Origin of the sequence: Aeromonas sp. 5HA1 (assembly GCF_029237245.1) — a bacterium.
In the GTDB taxonomy this organism is placed as follows: Bacteria; Pseudomonadota; Gammaproteobacteria; order Enterobacterales; family Aeromonadaceae; genus Aeromonas; species Aeromonas salmonicida.
Window position 1 is genome coordinate 71,687 of sequence record NZ_JAACFW010000004.1, and the last position, 22,799, is coordinate 94,485.

Annotated in this window: 21 protein-coding genes and 1 pseudogene; 12 read left to right on the forward strand and 10 right to left on the reverse strand. The window is 60.9% G+C overall.

What is annotated here, in order from left to right; genetic code table 11:
• Nucleotides 1-23 precede the first annotated feature (23 nt).
• Nucleotides 24-1,139, forward strand: coding sequence for a hypothetical protein (locus GWQ27_RS05140; RefSeq protein ID WP_275906832.1), 1,116 nt, complete (start codon nt 24-26; stop codon nt 1,137-1,139).
• An 87-nt stretch (nt 1,140-1,226) separates the two neighbouring features.
• Here GWQ27_RS05140 and priA read toward each other — a convergent pair whose 3' ends face one another.
• A complete protein-coding gene (gene priA, locus GWQ27_RS05145) occupies nt 1,227-3,434 on the reverse strand; it encodes a primosomal protein N' (RefSeq protein WP_275906833.1) in 2,208 nt (735 codons plus the stop codon).
• Nucleotides 3,435-3,581: 147 nt separating this feature from the next.
• Here priA and rpmE point away from each other — a divergent pair, with 147 nt between their 5' ends.
• From rpmE to GWQ27_RS05160, 3 genes are all read left to right on the forward strand, one after another.
• On the forward strand, nt 3,582-3,797 hold the full coding sequence (gene rpmE / locus GWQ27_RS05150) for a 50S ribosomal protein L31 (protein WP_005318234.1): 216 nt from the start codon (nt 3,582-3,584) through the stop codon (nt 3,795-3,797).
• A 169-nt stretch (nt 3,798-3,966) separates the two neighbouring features.
• Nucleotides 3,967-5,400: a DUF2867 domain-containing protein gene (locus GWQ27_RS05155; protein ID WP_042467752.1), complete on the forward strand. Its 1,434-nt coding sequence runs from the start codon at nt 3,967-3,969 to the stop codon at nt 5,398-5,400.
• Nucleotides 5,401-5,579: 179 nt separating this feature from the next.
• Entirely contained in the window at nt 5,580-6,824 is a 1,245-nt protein-coding gene (locus tag GWQ27_RS05160; RefSeq protein ID WP_275906834.1) for a malic enzyme-like NAD(P)-binding protein, read from the forward strand.
• Between the two features lie 79 nt (nt 6,825-6,903).
• Here the strand turns inward: GWQ27_RS05160 and GWQ27_RS05165 are convergent, their stop codons facing one another.
• From GWQ27_RS05165 to trmA, 4 genes are all read right to left on the reverse strand, one after another.
• Nucleotides 6,904-7,086: a hypothetical protein gene (locus tag GWQ27_RS05165; protein ID WP_010635722.1), complete on the reverse strand. Its 183-nt coding sequence runs from the start codon at nt 7,084-7,086 to the stop codon at nt 6,904-6,906.
• Nucleotides 7,087-7,140: 54 nt separating this feature from the next.
• Nucleotides 7,141-8,466, reverse strand: coding sequence for a two-component system sensor histidine kinase RstB (rstB, locus tag GWQ27_RS05170; RefSeq protein ID WP_275906835.1), 1,326 nt, complete (start codon nt 8,464-8,466; stop codon nt 7,141-7,143).
• Nucleotides 8,467-8,504: 38 nt separating this feature from the next.
• Nucleotides 8,505-9,212 (reverse strand): two-component system response regulator RstA, encoded by a 708-nt coding sequence (gene rstA, locus GWQ27_RS05175; RefSeq protein ID WP_275906836.1) that lies wholly within the window; start codon nt 9,210-9,212, stop codon nt 8,505-8,507.
• 136 nt (nt 9,213-9,348) lie between these two features.
• A complete protein-coding gene (gene trmA, locus GWQ27_RS05180; RefSeq protein ID WP_275906837.1) occupies nt 9,349-10,482 on the reverse strand; it encodes a tRNA (uridine(54)-C5)-methyltransferase TrmA in 1,134 nt (377 codons plus the stop codon).
• Between the two features lie 172 nt (nt 10,483-10,654).
• On the opposite strand from trmA, the gene GWQ27_RS05185 reads away from it, so the two are divergent.
• From GWQ27_RS05185 to GWQ27_RS05220, 8 genes and pseudogenes are all read left to right on the forward strand, one after another.
• A complete protein-coding gene (locus GWQ27_RS05185) occupies nt 10,655-11,797 on the forward strand; it encodes a DUF5610 domain-containing protein (RefSeq protein ID WP_059111892.1) in 1,143 nt (380 codons plus the stop codon).
• 90 nt (nt 11,798-11,887) lie between these two features.
• Nucleotides 11,888-12,427, forward strand: coding sequence for an ATP--cob(I)alamin adenosyltransferase (locus GWQ27_RS05190; RefSeq protein ID WP_275906838.1), 540 nt, complete (start codon nt 11,888-11,890; stop codon nt 12,425-12,427).
• A gap of 99 nt (nt 12,428-12,526) precedes the next feature.
• Nucleotides 12,527-14,209: an HAD-IIIC family phosphatase gene (locus GWQ27_RS05195; protein WP_275906839.1), complete on the forward strand. Its 1,683-nt coding sequence runs from the start codon at nt 12,527-12,529 to the stop codon at nt 14,207-14,209.
• Nucleotides 14,202-14,432 carry an acyl carrier protein gene (locus tag GWQ27_RS05200; RefSeq protein WP_043142890.1) on the forward strand — a complete coding sequence of 77 codons (231 nt, stop codon included), beginning with the start codon at nt 14,202-14,204 and terminating at the stop codon, nt 14,430-14,432. Before GWQ27_RS05195 ends, GWQ27_RS05200 begins: the two co-directional genes overlap by 8 nt.
• The gene (locus GWQ27_RS05205) at nt 14,429-15,178 is read left to right on the forward strand and encodes an AAC(3) family N-acetyltransferase (protein WP_275906840.1); all 750 of its coding nucleotides are present in this window, start codon (nt 14,429-14,431) and stop codon (nt 15,176-15,178) included. The genes GWQ27_RS05200 and GWQ27_RS05205 overlap by 4 nt, the downstream gene beginning before the upstream one ends.
• A 61-nt stretch (nt 15,179-15,239) precedes the next feature.
• The gene (locus GWQ27_RS05210; protein WP_345893533.1) at nt 15,240-16,595 is read left to right on the forward strand and encodes a DUF4910 domain-containing protein; all 1,356 of its coding nucleotides are present in this window, start codon (nt 15,240-15,242) and stop codon (nt 16,593-16,595) included.
• A gap of 132 nt (nt 16,596-16,727) precedes the next feature.
• Nucleotides 16,728-17,843: a class I SAM-dependent methyltransferase gene (locus tag GWQ27_RS05215; protein WP_275906841.1), complete on the forward strand. Its 1,116-nt coding sequence runs from the start codon at nt 16,728-16,730 to the stop codon at nt 17,841-17,843.
• A 120-nt stretch (nt 17,844-17,963) separates the two neighbouring features.
• A pseudogene (locus GWQ27_RS05220) lies at nt 17,964-18,101 on the forward strand (IS1595 family transposase); the annotation flags it as partial.
• 150 nt (nt 18,102-18,251) lie between these two features.
• Here the strand turns inward: GWQ27_RS05220 and GWQ27_RS05225 are convergent.
• The 5 genes from GWQ27_RS05225 to pseF are packed head-to-tail and all read right to left on the reverse strand — an operon-like array spanning nt 18,252 to nt 22,794.
• Nucleotides 18,252-18,515, reverse strand: coding sequence for a hypothetical protein (locus tag GWQ27_RS05225; RefSeq protein ID WP_265457743.1), 264 nt, complete (start codon nt 18,513-18,515; stop codon nt 18,252-18,254).
• A complete protein-coding gene (locus GWQ27_RS05230; RefSeq protein WP_275906842.1) occupies nt 18,512-19,807 on the reverse strand; it encodes a 6-hydroxymethylpterin diphosphokinase MptE-like protein in 1,296 nt (431 codons plus the stop codon). The genes GWQ27_RS05225 and GWQ27_RS05230 overlap by 4 nt, the downstream gene beginning before the upstream one ends.
• The gene (gene pseI / locus GWQ27_RS05235) at nt 19,800-20,846 is read right to left on the reverse strand and encodes a pseudaminic acid synthase (protein WP_275906843.1); all 1,047 of its coding nucleotides are present in this window, start codon (nt 20,844-20,846) and stop codon (nt 19,800-19,802) included. The genes GWQ27_RS05230 and pseI overlap by 8 nt, the downstream gene beginning before the upstream one ends.
• 6 nt (nt 20,847-20,852) lie before the next feature.
• Nucleotides 20,853-22,109 carry a UDP-2,4-diacetamido-2,4,6-trideoxy-beta-L-altropyranose hydrolase gene (pseG, locus tag GWQ27_RS05240; RefSeq protein WP_275906844.1) on the reverse strand — a complete coding sequence of 419 codons (1,257 nt, stop codon included), beginning with the start codon at nt 22,107-22,109 and terminating at the stop codon, nt 20,853-20,855.
• Entirely contained in the window at nt 22,099-22,794 is a 696-nt protein-coding gene (gene pseF, locus GWQ27_RS05245; protein WP_275906907.1) for a pseudaminic acid cytidylyltransferase, read from the reverse strand. Before pseF ends, pseG begins: the two co-directional genes overlap by 11 nt.
• Between the last annotated feature and the right edge of the window lie 5 nt (nt 22,795-22,799).

Genomic DNA, 22,799 nt, shown 5'->3' on the forward strand with positions numbered 1-22,799 from the left:
GCAGCTGGTCGATAACTGACCAGATGTATAGCGCCGAGGGCGATCAGATGCGCATCGATCACTACGACCTCCAGGGGGAGGTACAACACCAGTATCAGCAGCTACAGACTCGCAAGGTACGTAATCTGGGGCCTGTCGCCCCGGTTGTACCCGGGAATACGACAGCCGGTGAGGCCACCCCTGCTGCAGGTCCGGCTGCGGATCCTGTTGTGGAACGCGTGGTGGCGGAGCTGATGCGCTCAGCCAGAACGATCTCGACGCAAGGGGGGGCGGGTCAGCCAGGTGCCATGGGGACTGAGGGGGTACCCTCTCTGGTCAAGCCGGAAGCCGAGGAGACCAATCCAAATGACGGCCTGGATAACCGGCTGCGGCTGATCAAGCTGATGATAGAGGCCATGCTCGGCCACGAGATAGAGCTGCCCAAACCCATCAAGTCATCTGAAGGGGAGATAGAGGGCGTGGCCCAGGGAGAGGCCGCCCCTCAGGCAGCGGAGCCGGATCAGGCGGTGGAGGTGACCGACACTCTGCTGGAACAGGAGCAGCTCAATGTAGTGGCATCGGCCAGCGTGCAGACCAGTGACGGCCAGACCCTGCAGCTCGATCTCGGTTTTGTACTCGACTGGCGGCAGCTTGAAGTGAGTCAGCGCCGTACCACCCTCAATGCCCTGAAAGACCCGCTGGTGCTCAGTCTGAATGGCAAGATAGCCGATCTGACCGAGGCAAGGGTCAACTTCGATATCGATCAGGATGGCAAGGATGACAGCCTGCCGGGTTTGAGCGAAGGCAGCGGTTTCGTGGCGCTGGATCGCAACGGCAACGGCGCCATAGACGATGGTGGCGAGCTGTTCGGTGCCCGTTCCGGCAACGGTTTTGGTGAGCTGGCGGCGCTGGATGAAGATGGCAACGGCGTACTGGATGAACGAGACAGCCACTTCTCTGCCCTGCAGTTCTGGCACCCGGACCATGCTCCCATCGCCCTGGTGGAGCTGGGAATAGGTGCCATACTGCTGCGCCCCCTCGATACGCCCTTCAACCATCTGGGGGAGAGCGGCAATCAGGGGGTCTTGCGCCAATCCGGCCTCTACCTCACCGAGCAGGGCAAGGGGGGCTGGGTGCAGCAGATCGATCTGCGGGTCTGAACCCGGACCCAGGCTGACGAATCGCGGGATCGCGAGTCACCACTTCTGGCAAGTCGCCGCCAGCGCTTGAGCAATATACGAACTGGTTTAGTTCAGCTCGGTGGGGTCTATATCCAGACTCCAGCGCACCTTCTTGGTCTCGGGCCAGCCGTCGAGCTCCTTGACCGCCCAATCCATCAGTTGTGCCAGCGGGGCCCGGTTCGGCCCCTGCACCAGCAACTGCATCCGGAACTTGCCCGCCTTGCGTTCCATGAAGCCGCTGATGGGCCCCAGCACCTGCACGTGGGGGTAACGGGCGCTGCGCAGCGTATCTGCGAGGCGAGCGAGAAACAGCTGAACCTCGTCACGGCCATTGGCCTCGGCCCGAAACAGCCCCTGATAGCTGAATGGTGGCAACCCCAGCAGGTGGCGCTCTTTCAGCGCCGTGTCGGCGAAGTGGCCGTAACCGTTCTGGGTCAGATCCTGCAACAGGGCATGTTCCGGGTGGTGGCTCTGCAACACCACCAGACCGGGCTTGCTGGCACGACCTGCGCGACCCGCCACCTGGGTGTAGAGCTGGGCCAGCTTCTCGGCGGCACGAAAATCGGCGCTGAACAGGGCGCCATCCACATCCAGCAGACCCACTAACGTCACATCCGGGAAGTGGTGGCCCTTGGCCAGCATCTGGGTGCCGATCAGGATCTTGTACTTGCCCGCCTTGATGTCGCCGAGATGGGTCTCCAGCTCCCCCTTGCGGCGGGTGTTGTCTCTGTCGATGCGCACTACGGGGTATTGGGGGAAAACCGTGGTGAGCAGCTGTTCCAGCTGCTCGGTGCCGACTCCCGAGCCGATCAGTTCGTTGCTGCCGCACTCGGGGCAGCTGTGGGGCAGCGGGCGCACGCTGTCGCAGTGATGGCAGTGCAGGCGACGCCCTGCCTGATGCCAGGTGTACCAGGCGTCACAGCGCTCGCAGGCGGCGCTCCAGCCACACTGGTGGCAGATCAGCGAGGGGGCATAGCCGCGCCGGTTGAGAAACAGCATCACCTGGTTGCCGGCCACCAGGTGCTCCGCCATCAGCTGCTCCAGCTGGGGGGAGAGCCCGGCCTGCAGCCGAACGCTCTTGATGTCCAGGATCACCTGACGGGCGGTCTGGGCGTTGCCGGCGCGCCGCGTCAGGCTGAGGTGGTGATACTTGCCGGTTCTGGCGTTGTGCAGCGTTTCCAGCGACGGGGTGGCCGAACCGAGCAGTATGGGAATGCCGGCGCGATGGGCCCGCATCACGGCGAGATCCCGAGCGTGGTAGCGAAAGCCGTCCTGCTGCTTGAAGGAGCCGTCGTGTTCCTCGTCGATGATGATGATGCCGAGGTTCTTGAACGGGGTGAAGACGGCGGAACGGGTCCCTATCAGGATGGCGGCGCCGCCATCGCGGCAGGCGAGCCAGGCATCCAGCCGCTCCCTGTCATTCATGGCGGAGTTCATCGCCACCACGGGTACCTTGAAGCGACGGCGGAAGCGATTGATGGTCTGGGGGGTCAGGCCGATCTCCGGCACCATCACCAGCGCCTGCTTGCCCGCCTTGAGCAGGGGTTCGAGAATGCTGAGGTAAACCTCTGTCTTGCCTGACCCTGTGATGCCATCGAGCAGGAAGGCGCCGAACTGGTCGCTCTGGCAGGTGACGGCGGATACCGCCAGCGCCTGCTCGCTGTTGAGGCGCAGCCCTTCTCCCGCGTCAAAGTGCGTCGCCCAGTCACCATCATGACTCGGCTCCAGGCTGCGTTTCTCCAGCAGGCCCTTCTTCTCCAGCGCCGTGAGCGCCGCGCTCTGGATCTCCTCCTGCTTGAGGGCGGACGGGGTTTGCGGCCCCTTGCGCAGCAAGGCGAGGGCCTGTTGTTGCTTGGCAGCCCGCTTGAGCTCATTGAGGTCCATATCCATCCCGGCTTGCGTGGCAAACCAGAACTCCAGCTCACGATAGGCAGCTGGCTCCCCCTTGCGTACCAGCACCGGCAGAGCGTGGGGCAGCACCTCTCCCAGCGGATGCTGGTAGTAGTTTGCGCTCCAGTTCATCAGTGCCAGTATGTCCGGCCCCAGCACTGGCGTGCTGTCGAGCACCCTTTTCAAGGGTTTCAACTTGGCTCGAGGCACCTGGCTCTCGGCCGGATGGTCGACCACCAGCCCGACCAGCGTCTGGGGGCCAAAGGGAATCTCGACCCGACAGCCGGGCTCAGGCAGGGGCAAGGGAGAGAGATAGTCGAAGTGACGGCGTAACGGTACCGGGACAGCGACACGAACCAGATCCAGCATTTGGGAAGAATTCACCAGGGATTGCCTATTTTTTCTGCGAAGCCACTTGCCTGATCTCAGGCATTTCCTATATTATTCGCAGCCTTTGAAACTGTGTTCAACAATCGTGTGGTGTCCGACAGAAGATCGGATAGCGACACGGCCTGATAATTGAGGTTGTCCATGAAAGCTGGTATCCATCCCGAGTACGTAGCCATCACCGCCAAGTGCTCTTGCGGTAACGTCATCAACACTTTCTCTACCATGGGTAAAGATCTGAACCTGGACGTGTGCTCCGCATGCCACCCGTTCTATACCGGCAAGCAGAAAGAAGTTTCTAGCGGCGGCCGTGTAGACAAGTTCAACAAGCGTTTCGGTGGCTTGACTGCCAAGAAGTAATCTTACTTCTGAAGAATTCTGAAAAAGGCGCCCATCGGGCGCCTTTTTCATTGGTCGACGTTTTGTATTGAACCGGTTTGCCCTATGGTGTTGGCTCAATCAAGGGAGATGCATGTCTGTCGATGACAGCACCTGCATGGTGAGCATGAACAATACGGGAGGAGTGCCAATGCGAAATTGTCTGGTGATGGGGGCCGCGGGTTATATCGGTTCCTATCTGGTCCCTCACCTGCAAGGGCTGGGTTATCGGGTGATCGCTGGCGCTCGTCGCCCCTGCCGCCTGCCGCAGGGCGTGGAGTTTCGCTTTGCCGACAGCCTCAAGCCCATCACACTGCTGCCTGCGCTGGCGAATATAGACACCGTCTTCTATCTGGTCCACGCCATGGGGGCTGGCGCCGATTTTCACCGGCTGGAGCAGCAGGGAGTGAAGAACTTTGCCGCTGCCGCCCGCGCCGCCGGGGTGCGCCGCATCATCTATCTGGGTGCCATTCAGCCCGAGCAGTGCAACAGTCGCCATCTCAACTCCCGCCGCTATTGTGGTGAACTGTTTCGTGACTCGGGTGTGCCGACGGTGGAGCTGCGCTCCGGCATCATCATAGGGCCGGGCTCGGCTGCCTTCGAGGTGATGCGGGATCTGGTGTTCAACCTGCCCATGATGGTGACTCCCAAGTGGGTGCGCTCTCGCACGCCCCCAATCGCCCTCTCCAATCTGTTGCACTATCTGGGCGGGCTGGTGGAAGTTGAGGGAGTCGATGGCCAGGTGCTCAATGCCGTCGGCCCCGAGCTGCTCAGCTACCAGCAGCAGTTGCAGAAGTTTGCCGCCCATATCGGCAAGCGCTGCCCCATTATTCCCATCCCCTTCCTGAGCCCCAAGCTTTCCGCTTGGTGGCTGCAATTCGTCACGTCTGTGCCGCAGCCGGTGGCCAAGGCGCTGGTGGGTGGCCTCAAGCACGATATCCCTGCCGATGATGGCCCGCTGCGGGCCTTGCTGCCCCAGACACTGCTCAGTTTTGACGAGGCGCTGGCGGAGAGTCTGGCGCTGGAGCAGAAGCTCGGGGCCGAGCAGCAGGGGGAGGAGACGCCGCTGGGCTTGCGCTGGCGCCATCCCGAGTACGGCTTCTATGACCGCACCGCCAGCGGGGAGGCCATCTGTCTCGCCTCGCCAGAGGTGGTGTGGCAGGTGTTGCAGCAGTTGGGGGGTGAGCAGCGCTACTTCTACATGAACGAGCTGTGGGTGGTGCGAGAGTGGATGGATCACCTGATCGGCGGCCCGGCCCGTACCCGTGGTCGCACCAACCCGGATCGCTTCGTGAAGGGGGACATGCTGGACTCCTGGCAGATCCTGGGGGTGGATGAAGGGCGCAGGCTGGATCTGCTGTTCAACATGAAGGCGCCCGGGGTGGGGCGACTGGCGTTCAATATCCTGCCGGAGGAGTCCGGTCTGACCCGGATCAGGGTCACCGCCCACTGGCATCCCCAGGGGGCCTGGGGGCTGGCCTACTGGCTTGCCATGCTGCCGTTTCATCTCTTCATCTTTCAGGGGATGACGGAGGCCATCGCCAGACAGGCAGAAGCCAAAGCAGGCATCCCTGTGATGGGGTGAAACCATATCTATAACTAAATGGGTATTCATGGTTAGCATGACATGCTAATTACTGAATTATCATTGGCTGCCTGCAATACTTTCCTCTGTGAAAGGCTGGCGGTTTTCTTTATGATCCCCAGCCCTCGCCTGTCGCGAGCCAATGCACCACATCATTCACTTCCGTATCGGGGTCCCCCATGTCCGATCTGCGTCAAGAAGCACTCGATTACCACGCTCAGCCCGTGCCGGGCAAAATTGCCATCGCTCTCACCAAGCCCGCCGAGACAGCCCACGATCTGGCGCTGGCCTACAGCCCGGGTGTGGCCGAGCCGGTGCGCGAGATCGCCGCCAATCCCGACGATGCCTACCGCTACACCGGCAAGGGCAACCTGGTGGCCGTCATCTCCAACGGTACCGCCATACTGGGGCTGGGCAACCTGGGGCCGCTGGCTTCCAAGCCGGTGATGGAGGGCAAGGCCCTTTTGTTCCAGCGCTTTGCCGGCATAGATGCCATCGACATAGAGGTGAAGCACGAGACCAGCCAGCAGTTCATCGACACTGTGGCGGCCATCGCCGATACCTTCGGTGGCATCAATCTGGAAGACATCAAGGCGCCGGAGTGCTTCGAGATCGAAGAGGCGCTGATCGCGCGCTGCGACATTCCCGTGTTCCATGATGACCAGCACGGCACCGCCATCGTCACCGCCGCCGGTCTGCTCAATGCGCTGGAAGTGCAGGGCAAGCGCATCGAACAGAGTCGCATCGTCTGCATGGGGGCGGGGGCTGCGGCCACTGCCTGCATGGATCTGCTGATCAAGTGCGGCGCCGCGCCACACAACATCTTCATGCTCGACCGCCAGGGAGTGATCCACAGGGGTCGTACCGACCTGAACCGCTACAAGCAGCGCTTTGCCAACGATACGCAGTTGCGCACCCTGATGGATGTGATTGAAGGGGCGGATGTGTTTGTCGGTGTGTCCGGTCCGGATGTGCTGCCCGCCGAAGCGGTGGCACTGATGGCCCCCAATCCGGTCATCTTTGCCTGCTCCAACCCGGATCCCGAGATCAAGCCGTCCCTGGCCCACTCGGTGCGCGATGACCTTATCATGGGCACGGGCCGCTCCGATTATCCGAACCAGATCAACAATGTGCTCTGCTTCCCCTTCATCTTCCGCGGCGCGCTGGACGCCCGCGCCAGCCGCATCAACGATGCCATGAAGATAGCCGCGGTCGAGGCGATCCGCGGTCTGGTGAAGGAGCCTGTACCGGCCGAGGTGCTGACCGCCGCAGGGGTGAGCGCACTGGCCTTCGGCAAGGATTACGTCATTCCCAAGCCGATGGATGCCCGTCTGCTGCCACGGGTGGCCCGCGCCGTGGCGCTGGCGGCGGTAACCTCCGGCGTGGCGCGTGTCGCTCTGCCGGCAGACTACATGCTGGAATAAGTCTGCGGCGCCATGCCGATCACGACAGAAGGGGCCCCATCTCGGGGCCCCTTTTTGTTACGGGAAGCTTGATGCGTCGTTATTTGGTCTTGGGAGCGACCTTGACGGCCGGCGCCTTGGCGTGGGCAGCCTTGTGGTGTTTTTTCACGACCTTGGTCTGGGTAGCCTGGGGAGCGGCAGCCTTGGTCGGGGTGGCAGCCATGGTGAAGCCGGAGGTCAGGGCGAAGACAGCAGCCAGGCTCAGGGGGATCAGCTTGTTCATATTCCAGTTCCTCATTCGGGTTGATGACATGGAGCGTTTCTCCATGACTTCATCCTAGGGCTGTTCCGTAGGCGGTTCAGTGAGCGGCTGGTGACGGTTTGTATCCAAATGTACAGGCAGCCTGAGGCAGAAGCGGGCGCCGACTGTACTGGGCAGCAACTGCACCTCACCACAGTGGTGGCGGGCTATGCTGCGCACTATGGCGAGGCCGAGACCGGCGCCGCCGGTACGGCGATCCCGGCTCTGATCCCCACGCATGAAGGGCTCGAAGATCTGGGGTGCCAGCGCCGGATCTATGCCGGGGCCGTCGTCGGCCACCTCCAGCAGATAGTGATCCTGCTGCTGGTGCATGGCGAAGGTTACCCGGCTGGTGGCGTGGCGCAGGGCGTTGCCGATGAGGTTCTCCAGTGCCCGATCCAGCAGGTGGGGATCGCCGCGCCAGGGCAGGGGATGGGTGGGACACACCAAGTCGAGTCGTTTTTCTGGCCGCAGCGCCTGCCAGTCCGGTAGGCGGCTGCCGGCCCAGCTGGCCAGCTCCAGCTCGCTGCATTGCAACGGCAGCTCGGGCCGATCCAGCCTGGCGTAGGTGAGCATCTCCTCGATGAGGGCGTCCAGTGCCCCCAGGTCGCGCTCCAGCCCCTGTTGTTCCGCTGCCGATGGTTGCGGGTCCAGCATGGCGAGCCGGTAGCGCAACCTGACCAGCGGGGTGCGCAGCTCGTGGGCGATGGCATCGGTCAGCTGTTTGCGACTGGCCAGCATGGCTTGCAGCTGCTCCGTCATCTGATCGAAGGTGCGTCCCACCCGGCCCAGGCTGCTGCCGGGCGGCAGGCCGGTGCGGCTGGAGAGGTCCCCGTCACCCACCCGGCGGGCGGTTTGTTCGAGACGTTGCAGGCCACGCCAGTGCGGGTGCAGCCAGAGCAGGATCGGCAGACCCAGCGAGAGACCTATGGCCAGCAGCAGCCCCACATCCACCCAGTGCAGCTCGTGCAGATAGGAGAGATAGGGCACGGGGCCGACGATCAGCACTTGATCGGTGCCCGGGATGCGCTGCAGGAAGGTGTCATCCCCCTCGACGATGACTATGTTGCCCGCCTCGAGAAAGGCCTGATCCTCCTTGGCCAGCGGTTGGTTGGCGAGGGCGCCGATCTGCAGCGGCAGGGTGAGCTGGCGACTCTGCTCCGCCATGCGCACGGGCCAGCGCTCTGGCGGCAATCGCGCCAGTTCGCCGGTGAGCAGGCCGAGGGAGCCTTGCATCATCCGCTCCAGATAGCGGTCACCCGCCCGCTCGGCGCTGACCTGATAGACAAGGCCGACCAGCAGTATGGCCAGGGTGAAACAGCCGATCAGCAGCAGGTAGAACTGGATAAACAGACGGCGCATTGGGTGTGCTCTCCCGTGGTCAGTGGCTGATGACCCTATTATTCCCAGGCGTGGGGCACCAGCAGATAGCCTTTCTGGCGCACCGTCTTGATGCGGGTCGGGTTGTTGCTGTCATCCCCCAGCTTGCGGCGCAGGCGGGAGATGGCCACATCCATGCTGCGGTCCTGGCCGTCGTAGTCACGGCCACGCAGGCTGCGAAACAGCGCCTCCCGTCCCAGGATCTGGCCCGCATGGCAGGCCAGCTCCCACAAGAGGTCGAAGTCGGCGGTGGAGAGGGGGATGCTGTCGCCATCGAGGCGCACGTCCCGACCCGGCCCGTCGATCCGCAAGCGGCCGAACTGCAGACGCTGGGGCGGCGTACTGGCCACGGCTGCTTGCGGTGCCTGTCCCTGCTGGCGGAACTGGACCCGCAGCCGGGCCAGCAGCACAGGGGGCGGCGCTGTCTTGAGGATGTAGTCGTTGGCACCCAGCTCCAGACTCAGGATCTGGTTCATGTCGCTGTCGAGGGAGGTGAGCATGACGATGGGGCCCTTGAAGCGTGGCCGCAGATCCCGGCACAGGGAGAGACCATCCTGCCCAGGCAGCATGATGTCGAGCAGCACCAGGTCTGGTTGCTCGGCTTCGATTCTGGCAAGTGCCATGTCGCCTCTGGGCTCCAGCAGCACTTCGATGTCGTGGCGGGCAAGCCAGCTGCTGATTAGCTGGCCTATTTCGGGATCATCTTCAACAAAAAGAATGCGTTGCATTGTGGCGTGACACCCTGGCAGTGGCGCGGATGCGCGCCTGCCAGCATACCGGCTCCCCGCGTGGCATGCATCGGGATAACTAATCAAACAGGGCCCAAGGGCCCTGTTGTCATGCCGGTCGTGGAGACCCGCCGAATCAGCCTGCCTTGCGCTTCAAGTAGACCCCGGCTTCCATGTGATGGGTCCAGGGGAACTGGTCAAACAGGGCGAAGCGGGCGACTTCGTGGGTCTCGCCCAGCACCGCCATGTTGGCCTGCAGTGTCTCAGGGTTGCAGGAGATGTAAAGGATGTTGTCGTACTCCTGCACCAGTTTGACAGTGGCATCGTCGAGACCGGCGCGGGGCGGATCGACGAAGATGGTGTTGCACTGGTAACTCTTGAGATCGACTCCCTTGAGGCGGTTGAACACCCGCTCGCCGCGCATCGCCATGGTGAACTCTTCGGCCGACATGCGCAGTATGATCAGGTTGTCGACGCCGTTGGCGGCGATGTTGAACTGGGCGGAGTCGACGCTCGGCTTGGCGATCTCGGTGGCCAGCACCTTGCGGAAGTTCTGGGCCAGCGCGATGGAGAAGTTGCCGTTGCCGCAGTAGAGCTCCAGCAGGTCGCCCTCGCTCCCCCTGGTCACATCCAGCGCCCAGCCCAGCATCTGCTCATTGATGGCCGCGTTGGGCTGGGTGAAGCTGTTCTCCACCTGCTTGTAGGTGAGCTGGCGGCCGGCCACGTTGAGCTGCTCGATGACGAAGTCATCGCCCAGACAGATCTTCTGCTTGTGGGCACGGCCAATCAGCCGCAGGTCGAACCCCTGAGCCCGCAGATCGGCTTGCAGCGTCTCGGCGGCTTGCTGCCATTCGGCTTCGAGTTTGCGATGGTAGAGCAGGCTCACGATGATCTGGCCGGATTGGGTCGAGAGATAATCGATCTGGAACAGCTTGCGACGCAGCACAAAGTGCGGGCGCAGTCCTGCCAGCAGCACCGGCATCAGCTGGTTGATCAGAAGACTGGCGGTGGGGAAGTGATCGACCCGGATGATCTCCTTGGTGGCCTGGGCATACATGCAATGGAAGAGGTCATCCCCTTCGTGCCAGATGCGAAATTCGGCGCGCATCCGGTAATGCTCGGCGGGTGAGGCATGCACCTCCAGCGCGGGAGGATTGAAGCCGGCAAACAGCTGGGTGAGTCGCTCGCGCTTTTCGTCGAGCTGGGCTTGATAGTCGGCGGGGGTCCGCAGGGCCTGGGAGTCGGCGCCAGCTTGCTGGATTTGGGTCATGATATACCTCACATGCACACCGGCAGAGCCGGGTCGAAATCGGGGGGAAGGCAGCAGGCCACCCAAAGGGGCCCGATTTTAAAAGCCAGCCGCAGATTGTCCAGTATTTTGTGGTCAAGAAGTGTTCAGTCAGGCCGATACCTGATCTACAGGCATGGTGGGAGGACACATTATGCAAATCGACGGCGTGGGCTCAGCCCAACCCAAGGGAGTGGGCGTTTCGCCCAAGGCACCCCAACAGGCACAAGAGAAGCAGGCCAGCAGCGGGGAAGAAGTCTCCTTGCACCAACCGCCCAAGTGGGCGCAGGTACTGGTACAGCAGGCGTTGCAGTTTGCGCTGGAGATCAACGGTCAGCGCTATCAGGCGCCCAAGGCAAAAGAGCCGGAGGTGGTCACCCCCGAGACCCTGTTCGACTTCCAGTCGGTGGCAGACAATGTGTTGCAGTTCATCACAGGACGGCTTGGCGCCGCCCGTGCGGACGGCAAGTCCGATGATGACCTGACCGAAATGATGGAACAGGCCCGCAAGGGCGTGGACATGGGATTTGGTGCCGCCAGGGAGCAGCTGGGTGACTGGGCCACCGAGAACGAAGACATCAAGACCGGCATCGATCAGAGCTACAAGCTGATCCAGGACGGGCTTGAGGAGTTCGAGAAAGAGTTCTTTGGCAAGGTCTCCACCACCGAGATGGGAGCGGCCGAGATGGCCAGCCGTCAGCAGGGATACCTAGAGATCCAGACCAAGGATGGGGACAAGGTGGTACTGCGCTTCAACGACAGCTGGCAGGTCAAATCCGAGAACAGCGAGAGCGGCAGTCAGTTCAGCCTCAAGTCGAGCCAGAGCTTCAGCTTCTCGCTGGAGGGGGACCTCAGCAGCGACGAGATGGATTCCATCGGCAAGCTGATCAAGGGAATCGACGATCTGGCGGGAAACTTCTTCTCCGGCAATTTCGAGGACCTGTTGAAGAAGGCGGGCGAGTTGAAGCTGGATGACAGCCAGCTGGCCTCCTACTCCCTCAAGCTCAAGCAGAGCGTCAAGCTGAGCCAGACCTACCAGGGGGCCAGCTCCCTGCAGGATCTCCTCAAGCCGCTGGCGGATTACCTGCCCAAGTTGAATCAGGTACAGCAACAGGCGGATACCCTGCTGCCGGAATCGCAACAGCAGGCACTGACCCCTGCGGTGCTGGCGGCACGTGGCCAGACCGAACCGGCTCAGGTGAACAGCTTTACCAGCTTCAACCAGCGGATGCTGGAGGCGCTGCGAATGATAGGCCAGTTCCAGCCTGCGACCGAGCCCGCCAGCAAGAGCGTCTGAGCCGCCATCGCCAGGTTCAAGCCATAAGCTGCCGTTTGCCAGCTCCTCCGGGGGCTGGCAAACTGGCTCTTTTCCCAATCCGGTCATCCCATGAACCCGAATCCCAAGAAGCCAAGAGACAAGCGCGAGCTCTGCTACCCCTTCATCTTCGAAACCCAGTTCCAGTGTGATTACGAGATAGCCACCGACGAGCTTTGCTGTCAGGTGGGGGCCGTGCTTGCCCATCTGCCTGCGGAAGAGGAGACCCGCGAGATGGTGGCCGACCTGGGGGCCCTGCAGCGACTCATCTACAACCTCAACGGTTCGGTACGGGGCAAGCTCGGTATTTTTGAAGAGGATCTGGCGTGGTTGAAAACGCGGTATGACCACTACAACGAGGCGAGCCGCGGCCGGGTCACGGGTTTCGTGCTGCCCCAGGGGCCCCAGCCCATTCCCACCCTGCATCTGTGCCGCTGCGGCAGCAAGAAGGTGGTTCGCCTGCTGGTGCGCCTCGAAGAGAGCGGCGTCCGCTTCGATCCCATCCTCTATCGCTTCGCCAACCTGCTGGCAAACTTCTTCTTCGTGCTGACCGTCTTCCTCAAGCAGTTGTGGCAGGTGGAAGAAGTGCCCTACGTCAGTATCAATTACTGACCAAGTGGCTGAAAAGGCTTTTATTTTTCTGGAAGATAAAAGACGATCAGGCCATGCCGTTGCAATCTGGATGGCGCCGATAGCGGAGCAGGGGAAGTCATGAAGACGATTCATCTCAGTGGCAGTTCATTCTTGATGCCGGGCAATCTGGCCTGGCGGTCGCTGGCTGTCCATGGCGAGGTGCAGGTCGCGCCCCATGGGCAGTGGCTGCAAACCCTGATGAATCCATCTGAAGCGGTTGCCCCCCAGACTCACATCATCATCTGGCTGTGGGAAGATCTGGTGCCGGCACAGACGCTGGTAGCGTGGAGCGGTTTGGCACAAGAGGCGCAACAGCTGGCTGTGGCCGCCTTCGTCGCATCACTCTGTCAGCCCCTGCAACAGCATCTGCAGCGTCGACCGCAGGATCACCTGCTGGTCGGGGTCTGCAGTCGTTCCCCTGTCTCCGTATTTGGGGCTGCGCCCTCAGCGCTTGCCTGTCTGGCCCATGAATGTGAGCGTCAGCTTGCCCATTTGCGGCAGCAGCATCCCGGCCTGGATGACTTGCACCTGCCGCTCTGGTTGCAACAGCAGGGTCGCCACCACTGTTTCGACAGCCGCAATCACTATCTGATGTCCTGCCCCTTCTCCATGGCCGGGTTGGCCAGTCTGGCGCAGTGGATTGCCCCCTTGCTGCAGCGGCTGCACAGGCCAGCTCACAAGGTGCTGGTACTCGATTGCGACAATACCCTCTGGGGTGGCGTGGTCGGCGAAGATGGCGTGGGTGGCGTCCTGCTGGGGCAGGATGGGGTGGGTCGTCTCTATCAAGCCTTCCAGCAGGCGGCCATTTACTGGCATGGGCAGGGCGTCATATTGGCGCTCTGCTCCAAGAATCTGGCCGACGATGTGTGGCGGCTGTTCGAGCAGCACCAGGGCATGGTGCTTGAGCGCCAGCACATAGCCGCGGCCGAGATTGGCTGGGAGCCCAAGTCAGCCGGCCTGCGGCGTTTGGCTGCCCGGCTCAATGTGGGGCTGGACAGTCTGGTGTTCTGGGATGACAGCGAGCTGGAGCGTGCCGAGGTGCGTGCCAATTGCCCCGAGGTCACCGTCATCACGCCCCCCGCCGAGATCTGGGGGTGGCCCGATGCGCTGATGACGCTCGCCGAGCTGCAAAGCCGCCACCAGAGCCGGGATGACGGCTTGCGCCAAGGCTCCTATCAGGCACAGGCAGAGGCGAATGCAGTGCGCCAGCAACTGGGCGACGAACAGGCCTTCTTGCAACAGTTGGGGCTGCGGGCAAGCTGGCAGCCGCTCTCCCAAAGCAACCAGCTGCGGGCCGAGCAGCTGAGCCAGAAGACCAACCAGTTCAATCTCTCCGCCCGGCGTTATCAGGCGGGTGAGCTGGCACAGCTTGCCAGTACGCAGGGCGAGGTCTGGCTGGCCTCGCTGCAGGACAAGTTTGCCGATCACGGCATGACGGCCCTGCTGGTGCTACGCCCCCTCAATGAGGGGGCCGTGCTGCTCGATACCCTGGCCATCAGCTGTCGGGTGCTGGGGCGAGGCTTCGAACACTGGCTGCTGGCGCAAGTGGCTGCCCGACTGATGGCAAAAGGCGTTGACCAACTGGTGATAAGCATGGTGCCCACGGATCGCAACCAGCCGGCGCGGGATTTTCTGGCGACCCTGCCGACCCGGCCGATAACCACTCCAGCGGGATTGACGCCGCTGGTGGACGAGATATTCCTCTGCCTGGATCTCCCCTCTCTTTCTCTCCCGTTTCTGGAGTTTTATGCCAATGAATGACCTCATCGCGCTGGTTCGCCAGCAATTTCCCCAGGCCAGCATCAACGAGCAGGCCGCCCTCGGCCTCGGCAGCTTTCCCGAGTGGGACTCTCTGGGTCACTTCAATCTGCTGCTGCTCATCGAGCAGCACTTTGCCGTGCGGTTCGAACCGCAGGAGCTGGCCGAGCTGAAGAGCCTGGCCGATATCAGGCAGGCTCTGCTACGCAAAGGGGTTGCCGAGTGAAACAGGCCATCGAACAGGCGCTGAGCGAACTGGGGATCCCCAAGGGGAGCGCCCTCATGGTGCACTCGGATGCCATGGTCGTGGCCCAGTTTTCCGGTATGGGCAATGCCCAGGGGATAGCCACCTTCTGGATGCACCTGGAGCAGTGGCTGGCGGGGGATCTGCTGGTGCCGACCTTCACCTACAGCCCAATGGCGGGCGAGTGTTTCGACCCGGCAGCCACCCCGAGCAAGGTGGGACTGATGACGGAGGTGTTCAGGCAGCGTGACGGCGTGGCGCGCACACTGGATCCCATCTTCAGCTTTGCCATCAGTGGCCCCCACGGGGCCGAGCTGGCGGCCCGTGAGTGTCACGACTGCTTCGGTCAGGAGAGCCCGTTTGGCTGGCTGGCGGAGCAGGATGGCTGGTTGCTGGGATTGGGCTGTTATCCTGTTCGAGTAACTTTCGCCCATTATCTCGAGCAGCAGCTGGGTGTAAAATATAGATACTTCAAAGAATTTGAAGGAGATATCGTCATTGGCTCATCAACTGAAAGATGGTCTGGCCGATATTTTGTCCGCGACTTGGCAATAAGAAGTGACAGTGATTTGACCCGTTTGGTCACTCTGTTGGAGACGCGGGGCCAGTGGCACCAAACACTGTGTGGCCGGATTCCAGTCTGGGCTATGTCATGTAAAGACTTTATGGCGGCAGCCCGTGATCTGCTGGCCCATGATGCCTATGCATTAATAACGGCTGGCAAGTAATGCCCACTTGGTTATTTCAAGGGGAGTCTGGTAAACCAGAAATCCTTCAGTCTGGAAGATTATGACAGCATCATGTTTTGAGTTACCAGAGGACTGGCACAATAGCCCGCTCGTTGGGGAGTGTATCTATCGATTGATGGAGGTTTTGTTCCCCCTCAACCGCAGCCTGACAGGTGATGGCGTGCGCCAGACTCTGGCCCTGATCCGCCAGCACTGCCTGCCTGATCTGCAGATCCGGGAGGTGGCCAGTGGCACCGAATGTTTCGACTGGACCGTGCCCGATGAGTGGAACGTACAGCAGGCCTACATAGTAGGGCCGGACGGTCGCAAGGTGGTGGATTTCAAGGATCACAATCTGCATCTGGTGGGTTATTCTGAGCCGGTGCGCTGCACCCTCTCCCTGGCCGAATTGCAGTCCCATCTGCACTCCTTGCCCGACATGCCGGATGCCATCCCCTATGTCACCTCCTATTACAAGCGTCGCTGGGGCTTCTGCTTGCCGCACAAGGTGCGCGAGGCGCTGCCGGAGGGCAACTACGAGGTGGTGATCGACGCCAGCCTGGCGCCGGGCTCGCTGACGTATGGCGAGTGGGTGCTGCCGGGAGAGAGCGAGCAGGAGATACTGCTGTCCAGCTACACCTGTCACCCCTCCATGGCCAACAATGAGCTGTCAGGCCCCTGTGTCGGTGTCTTCCTGATGGCCTGGCTCGCCTCCCTGCCAACGCGCCGTTACAGCTATCGGTTGATGCTGGTGCCCGAAACCCTGGGGGCCATCGTCTATCTCTCCCGCCATCTGGACCACCTCAAGCAGCACACCCTGGCCGGCTTCAACCTGACCTGCCTGGGAGATGAGCGCAGCTACTCCTTCCTGCCCTCACGCCAGGGCAACAGCCTGGCGGATCGCATCGGCCGTCATGTGCTGGGCCACCTGGCGCCGGGTTACAAGGCTTACAGCTTCCTGGAGCGAGGCTCCAACGAGCGCCAGCTGTGCGCCCCCGGCATCGACCTGCCGGTCACTACCCTGATGCGCAGCAAATATGGCTGCTATGCCGAGTACCACACCTCGCTGGATGATCTCTCGCTGGTAACCCCTGCCGGTCTGGCGGGCGGTTTCCTGGCGCTGCGACGGGCCATCGAGTGTCTGGAACTGGACGAGCGTTGCGAGGTGACAGTGCTGGGAGAGCCCCAGCTGGGTAAGCGGGGTCTCTATCCGGATCTGTCGACCCGCTATTCCGGTTGGCAGGTGAGGGAGATGATGAATCTGCTGGCCTACAGCGATGGCCAGCTGACCCTGTTCGAGATCGCCGAGACCATCAAGGTGCCTTTCTGGCGGGTGGTGCCACTCGCTAGATCACTTCTTGACGCGGGGTTGCTACGTCAACATAGCCCCGTTCTAGAAAATGTACTTACAAAATAATAATTACTTGGAGTGTATGGGGTTGGTAAATACGATAGTGTTCATACCTCAGCTCCTTATCGAATATCACATGTTTTGTATGACAGAAAAATGCCACTTTATCTACCTTGGTCATGCTTTAAGGAAAGAATTATGAAGTGCCCATATTGTCACAGTGATAACACATTGATTTTTCTTGAGCGAAAAATGCCAACAGTCCTATCTGCATATTCTGGCAGTTTTCCTGTGAAAGTGGCAGATATGCAGATTAGTGCTTGCAAGGATTGCCTAGTCGGCTTTGCGTCAAAGAAATTATCCTCGGAAGAGTTAACTGAGATATATGATAACTATTCATATATTTCCCCGCTAAATAATATTGGCGTTACTAAATATGATGGAATGATTAATACTATCAGAAAGAATTTTAGTGTAAATGATGAAATAATAGAAATTGGTTGTTCGGAAGGGTATCTTTTGAAAAAGCTCAGAGATGTTGGCTTTTCGAATGTGACGGGAATTGAGCCAGGCCCTCAGGCTGATAGTGCGAAGGCATTGGGACTCAATGTCATAAAAGGTTATTTTGATGCCAGTCATGCTAAGAATAAAATCGATGGCTATTATCTCATGCATGTGTTCGAGCATTTTGAAGACCCATTCTCAATTTTTAGATTAATGTCTGAAACATTGAATAAGACAGGGAAGATCGTAATTGAGGTACCAAACTTTGGTGGTTTCCACATTCAACACTTATTCTATTATAATATTTATTTCATGCAAGTTTTGTCTCGGGCCAATGATTTAAAAATAATAGATTATTTCATTGAAAATGGTAATCTAAGAGTTGTTTTCACTAAGAGTGAAAACGTACGATATCGCGAAATTAATCTCGTGTTCGACAAGAGAAAATATATAGAAAATATTACGGATATTAAGAATAGCTATGAATCATATCGTGAGAGAGTTAATAATTTTCTTAGAGGTAAAGATACTGTTTTTTGGTGGGGGGCAGGATCCGCATCTGTAATTCTTCTGAATGAAATAGAGCGAAATGTGTTGGGTAATACCAAAATAGTCGTTGTTGACGGAGATAGGAATAAGTCTAATCTTACTATCCCAGGTGTAAATTTGAAAGTTGACCATTATAGCATTCTTAACGGCACACATATCAATAACTTGGTGATCGCATCCAGCTTCTATAAAGAGATATTTGATTCAATAGAGCTCAGTGGCATAACGTATGACCATGTGGAGGTTTTTAGTTATGCCTAAAGCCATTAGGCTGCAGGCCATTACCGTCAGAGCGAGAGCTGAACACGAGAGCTGAAAATACGGTTGGCAATATGGTGTAAATATGTTGCCTGTGATTTTTATAATGGATGTAACGACATCCATGGCGTGGTGACCCATTACCTCTGGAATTATCTGGGTTGGCGTAGGATGCTGGAACGTTACGGAAGGGGGGTGAATATCAAAGCGTGTTTTCATGAGGCGCTGGGGCACCCCATGCAACACGTAATGGGGACATAGCCAAAATAAATCCCTGATCAGGTGCGGAATGTCGGGTAGAGGCACTGGTTGTTCTGCAGCTCAGCTGCGGGCAGTGGGTTGGAGAGCAAAATTAGCTGAACGCTTGGAGGCATGACAGTTCCTTGCGAGATGAATTGGATATGACCTTGCTCATGAAACATCTCCTGCTGTGGTGGGGGAGGAAGGGGCCGCCAGGGTATGAACCAGCTCATATTCGAGATAGTCGGCCAGCCCAAGCCAGTCTTGCCGCTCCTGGCTGTGGAGCAAGGAGGCTATCAGGTCGGGTGGCAGGCTGCCCCGTTGGTTGAGGGTCTCCTGCAGCAAAACGGGCAGGGTCTGACTCGCCGCGACCGATTGTCCCAGCCGAAACTGGTGTGCCAGCGCCGTGATGCGGGTTATCAGGCTATCCCTCATAACAGGTACTCCTGGTGGTAGCTGCAACCCGCTATCTCGGCCCCTTCACGGCTGCTGTTCCAGAAATGCACCTCGGGATGGCGCGCTATGTATCGTTCAAGTTCGATGCGATAGGCGGAGAAGTTCGGATTGGTCTTGACCCGCCGCCCGTGTCCATCGAGGGTCCAGCTGAGCGCCTGGCTGGCTCTGGGGCCGAGCGCTCCATCCGCCCATCCGGAGTGGGTTAGCTCGCCGGGGAAGGCAAAATCCGTTCCCAGCAGAATGACCTGCTGGCAGCCCATCTGCACGGCGAGGTCGACGGCGGGATGGATCACGCTGCCGCCCGAGTGCAGGGTTCCCTTGGGGATCTCCTGCCTCAGCGTCTGGTACATGGGACTGCGGGAGTAGGCTGCCTTGCGCGGCCCCTGCCAAGCCAGCAGGGCTGCCGTAGGGACCATGGGATAGTAGACCAGGGTGGTTTGGGCCGACTGGGCGGCAGGCAACCTGTCGCCGTAGATGGCCTCATCGATAGTGACCACTATGTCGGGTCGGATGCCGTGGCGCAGCAAAAAAGCCAGCGCAGTATCGACGCTGATCAGCAGGTAGTCCTGCCGACGGCTCTGCAACTGCTTCTGCAGGGTGGCCAGGTTGTGCTGCAGGGTCGGGCCGCTTGCCACGACAAGGGCCTGCTTGCCTCGCGCCAGCCCGAACAGGCTGGCCACGTCGCCATCGCTCGTCAGCAGCTCGCGGTTTTCGGCCAGCCGCCGGGTGACAGCCGGATGTTCGGCATCGAACCTGGCCAGGACGAACGGCAACTCTATTTCACTCACCAGCCGGTCCCGGATACGGGCTGCGGCGTCTTCCACCAGCTGCAGCTCGGGCGGCAGGGCGAAGAAGGGCAGACGGATCTCGCTCTCGTCCCCCGCCATCATCAGTTCGACCCTGGTATCTGCCAGCCAATCCTGCTGGTCCAGCAGCCGCAGCACCAGGGAAAACAGGGCGCCATTCATGATCTTCACTTCCAGCCGCTTGAGGCCGGTGCGGCCCAGCAGGGCGCGCGGCAGATCGCCGAGCCCAGTGCCGTAGAGGTGCAGCACGGCGACCTCGGGCAGGCTGGCCGCCTGCAGCTCGGCCTCTTTCACCCTGTCATGACGACTGGTGAGCTGGATGCCGTCGATGCTGAGGGTCGAGCCCAGCCCTTCGGTCAGCTCGGCCTGGATGCTCTCCACGTCCTGCGCCAGCAGGCGGGGCCAGAGGGCGGGCCAGCGCTGGCGGATAAGCCTGCCATGCTGGGCGAACAGTTCATCACTCATCTTTGTCTATCCACTCCCAGCTCAGCGGCTGATTGGTTGCCATGTCGCGACTGACCCGCTTGCCGATGAGTCGATCGTAATCGGCGGGAGGCAGGCCGAGGGCAGGACGCACCGACTTGATGTGGGCGGCGGTGAGCGCCTCTCCGGCCGCAATATCTTTGACCAGATAGAGGGAGCGGCGAAAGGCGCGGTTGCCTTGCTCGCTCTGGGTGAGCTGGTAGTCGGCCACTCCGAGCGCCGCATGGGCGGTGTTGACCGAGGCAATGAGCTCTGTGAGCTCGGCAGGCTCCATGGAGAAGGCGCAATCCGGTCCGCCGTCGGCGCGGGCCAGAGTGAAGTGCTTCTCGATGAGGGTCGCCCCGAGCGCTGTGGCGGCGATGGCGGTGGCCGATCCCAGGGTGTGATCGGAGAGCCCCACCTCGACGCCAAAGCGCTGGCGCAGCATGGGGATGGTGCGCAGGTTGTATTCGGCCGCGGGCGCCGGATAGCCGCTGACGCAGTGCAGCAGCGCCAGCTGGCCGCTGCCATGCTTGAGCGCCATATCGACGGCGGCGGCGATCTCGGCCTCGTTGGCCATGCCGGTGGACATGATGAGCGGCTTGCCGGTCTGGGCGGCGTAGCGAATGAGGGGCAGATCCACCAGCTCGAAGGAGGCAATCTTGTAGGCCGGGCAGTCGAGAGATTCCAGCAGATCCACGGCGCTGAAATCGAACGGGCTGCTGAACACCGTCAGCCCCAGCTCGCGCCCCTTGGCAAACAGGGCCTGATGCCATTCCCACGGCGTGTGCGCCCACTCATAGAGGTCATACAGGCTGTGACCATCCCACAGGCCGCCGTGGATCTGAAACTCGGGCCGATCGCTTCTGAGGGTGATGGTGTCGGGTCTGTAGGTCTGCAGTTTGACCGCACTGGCCCCGGCCGCCTTGGCGGCTGTCATGATGGCCAGCGCGCGTTCCAGGTTGCCGTTATGGTTGGCCGAGAGTTCGGCGATCACATAGGGCGCCTGCACCGGGCCTATGGATTGATGGGCGATCTGCATCTGTGGTCAGGCTCCTGTGCCAAGTTGCCAGCCTTGCGGCGCCGGCTGCCAGGGGGCAGGGGGCGCTATCTTGGGTGGCTCGGCAAGATAGAGGGGAAATTGGGAGAAAATTGTTTGCAAGCGATGTGCCAGCTCTTGCCATTGCTGTGGCGTGAGTGACGGATGGGCCTGCCATACCAGCTCCGGGCCGCACAGGGTCAGGGTGAGCAGATGCTTGTCATCCTGCTGGAACCGCCACTGCTGGCCGTCAGGTATCAGTTGATAATCGGCTTGGGGCAGCAGCCAGGCGGTGAGACGATCCAGCCCCAGGCCATCCACCTGTTGCTGGCCGCGTTGGCGATAGTCATCAGCCTGTCGCTCCAGCCGCTGCAAGGCCTGCATGAGCCGCGCCGGCTCGGCCAGCTCGTCCAGCATCAGCCGCTCGGCCAGCTGGAAGCGGGCTATCACTACATCGTTGAACTGCTGGTTGTCGACTATGGGCACCGCCAGGGTCGGCAAGCCGAGACAGGCCCGCTCCCAGGTCATGCCGCCGGCGGCGCCGATGGTGAAGTCGTGCTGATTCATCAACTGCGCCATCTGATCGCTCTGGCGCAGCAGCACTATCTTGAGCTCGGACAGCTCGGCCACCCTCTGCTCCAGCTCGGGCCAGAAGGGGTTGGCACCGCCTGCTACCAGAGTCCACCGGATGGTCCGTGCCCAGGGCAGCCGGGCCAGACTGTTGAGGGTGGTGAGGCAGGCGCCGGCCGGGTCGGCGCCGCCGAAGCAGATGAGGCCTCGCTGCCACTGGCTGGTTTGTTGACGTGCCAGTTGGCGACAGGCGGGCCGCAGCAGGGCATAGTCGGTGCCAAGCAATAGTCGGCAATCGGCTGGGATCAGCGGTTGGTAATCGGCGGCTGTGCGCAGTGGTCCCTGATCCAGCAGCAACTGGCAGTGATGCGGACGGTCGGCCAGATCGTCGATCACCAGCACGTGGCCGCAGTGGGCGGCCAGCTGAGTTTCGAGCCGCCGATCAATCCGGTAGTGATCGACAATCAACCAGTCGGGATGCAGGCGGGGCAGGGGGCCGGCGTCGTCCAGCGTGGCCAGAGGGTGGTGGTGATGGGCCTGCAGCAGCGGCAGCAGATGCGCGGGCAAGTCGTGGCAGAGGAAGTGACACTCGGCCCCCGCCACCCGCAGCCGATCGGCGATGGCCAGGCAGCGCATCAGGTGGCCCAGCCCGATTTCGGCTCCGGCATCGAGCCGGAAGGCGACGTTAAACGCCATCCTGGCTCAGCACCCGATAGAGCAGTTCGGCCAGGTGCCAGTCTTCCGGCGTATCTATGTCGACCACCCTGTGCCTTGGCAGAATATGGCCGATCCCTTCCCCGCCCACCGGGCTTATGCCCCCCAGCCAGGCTGCGCGGCTGCCCCAGTAGAACTGGCCGGCATCCTGGTAGGCGGGTTCCAGATCCTGAGAGCGTTGCGCCATCTGCTCCGGCCAGAAGGGACTGACTCTGCCTTGTGCGTCCATGCGCACCGCCCGCTGGATGGGGAAGCCGAACTCGGCCACCGTGTAGACGAAGGGGGCCTGGCTGGCGAGCAGGCGGTCGTGGGCGGCGCTCAGATCGCCGGCCTGAATGAGTGGCACAGTGGCATAGATGCAGCAGTAGTATTCCGCCTGCATGCCGAGATCGTCGAGTTGCCGGATGGCATCGATCACCACAGGGGTGGTGCCGGTATGATCGTCGGCCAGGCTGGCGGGGCGCAGGAAGGGCACCTCGGCACCGAGTTGGCGGGCCAGGTCGGCGACCTCCCCGTCATCGGTGGAGACCACAATTCGGCTGAAGCAGCCTGCTGCCCTGGCCGCCTGAATGGCGTAGGCGAGCATGGGCTGGCCGCAGAAGGGGCGGATATTCTTGCGGGGAATGCGCTTGCTGCCGCCCCGGGCCGGAATGATGGCGATGGCCATGGTGC

Bases quoted from the DNA above. Each gene is read 5' to 3' on its own strand.
- GWQ27_RS05190 (WP_275906838.1), top strand. From the start codon at position 11,888: ATGAACCCGAATCCCAAGAAGCCAAGAGACAAGCGCGAGCTCTGCTAC.
- GWQ27_RS05195 (WP_275906839.1), top strand. From the start codon at position 12,527: ATGAAGACGATTCATCTCAGTGGCAGTTCATTCTTGATGCCGGGCAAT.
- GWQ27_RS05160 (WP_275906834.1), top strand. From the start codon at position 5,580: ATGTCCGATCTGCGTCAAGAAGCACTCGATTACCACGCTCAGCCCGTG.
- pseI (WP_275906843.1), bottom strand. From the start codon at position 20,846: ATGCAGATCGCCCATCAATCCATAGGCCCGGTGCAGGCGCCCTATGTG.
- GWQ27_RS05140 (WP_275906832.1), top strand. From the start codon at position 24: ATGTATAGCGCCGAGGGCGATCAGATGCGCATCGATCACTACGACCTC.
- rpmE (WP_005318234.1), top strand. From the start codon at position 3,582: ATGAAAGCTGGTATCCATCCCGAGTACGTAGCCATCACCGCCAAGTGC.
- pseG (WP_275906844.1), bottom strand. From the start codon at position 22,109: ATGGCGTTTAACGTCGCCTTCCGGCTCGATGCCGGAGCCGAAATCGGG.
- GWQ27_RS05185 (WP_059111892.1), top strand. From the start codon at position 10,655: ATGCAAATCGACGGCGTGGGCTCAGCCCAACCCAAGGGAGTGGGCGTT.
- GWQ27_RS05215 (WP_275906841.1), top strand. From the start codon at position 16,728: ATGAAGTGCCCATATTGTCACAGTGATAACACATTGATTTTTCTTGAG.
- GWQ27_RS05165 (WP_010635722.1), bottom strand. From the start codon at position 7,086: ATGAACAAGCTGATCCCCCTGAGCCTGGCTGCTGTCTTCGCCCTGACC.
- GWQ27_RS05225 (WP_265457743.1), bottom strand. From the start codon at position 18,515: ATGAGGGATAGCCTGATAACCCGCATCACGGCGCTGGCACACCAGTTT.
- GWQ27_RS05200 (WP_043142890.1), top strand. From the start codon at position 14,202: ATGAATGACCTCATCGCGCTGGTTCGCCAGCAATTTCCCCAGGCCAGC.
- rstB (WP_275906835.1), bottom strand. From the start codon at position 8,466: ATGCGCCGTCTGTTTATCCAGTTCTACCTGCTGCTGATCGGCTGTTTC.
- pseF (WP_275906907.1), bottom strand. From the start codon at position 22,794: ATGGCCATCGCCATCATTCCGGCCCGGGGCGGCAGCAAGCGCATTCCC.
- GWQ27_RS05210 (WP_345893533.1), top strand. From the start codon at position 15,240: ATGACAGCATCATGTTTTGAGTTACCAGAGGACTGGCACAATAGCCCG.
- rstA (WP_275906836.1), bottom strand. From the start codon at position 9,212: ATGCAACGCATTCTTTTTGTTGAAGATGATCCCGAAATAGGCCAGCTA.
- GWQ27_RS05155 (WP_042467752.1), top strand. From the start codon at position 3,967: ATGCGAAATTGTCTGGTGATGGGGGCCGCGGGTTATATCGGTTCCTAT.
- GWQ27_RS05230 (WP_275906842.1), bottom strand. From the start codon at position 19,807: ATGAGTGATGAACTGTTCGCCCAGCATGGCAGGCTTATCCGCCAGCGC.
- trmA (WP_275906837.1), bottom strand. From the start codon at position 10,482: ATGACCCAAATCCAGCAAGCTGGCGCCGACTCCCAGGCCCTGCGGACC.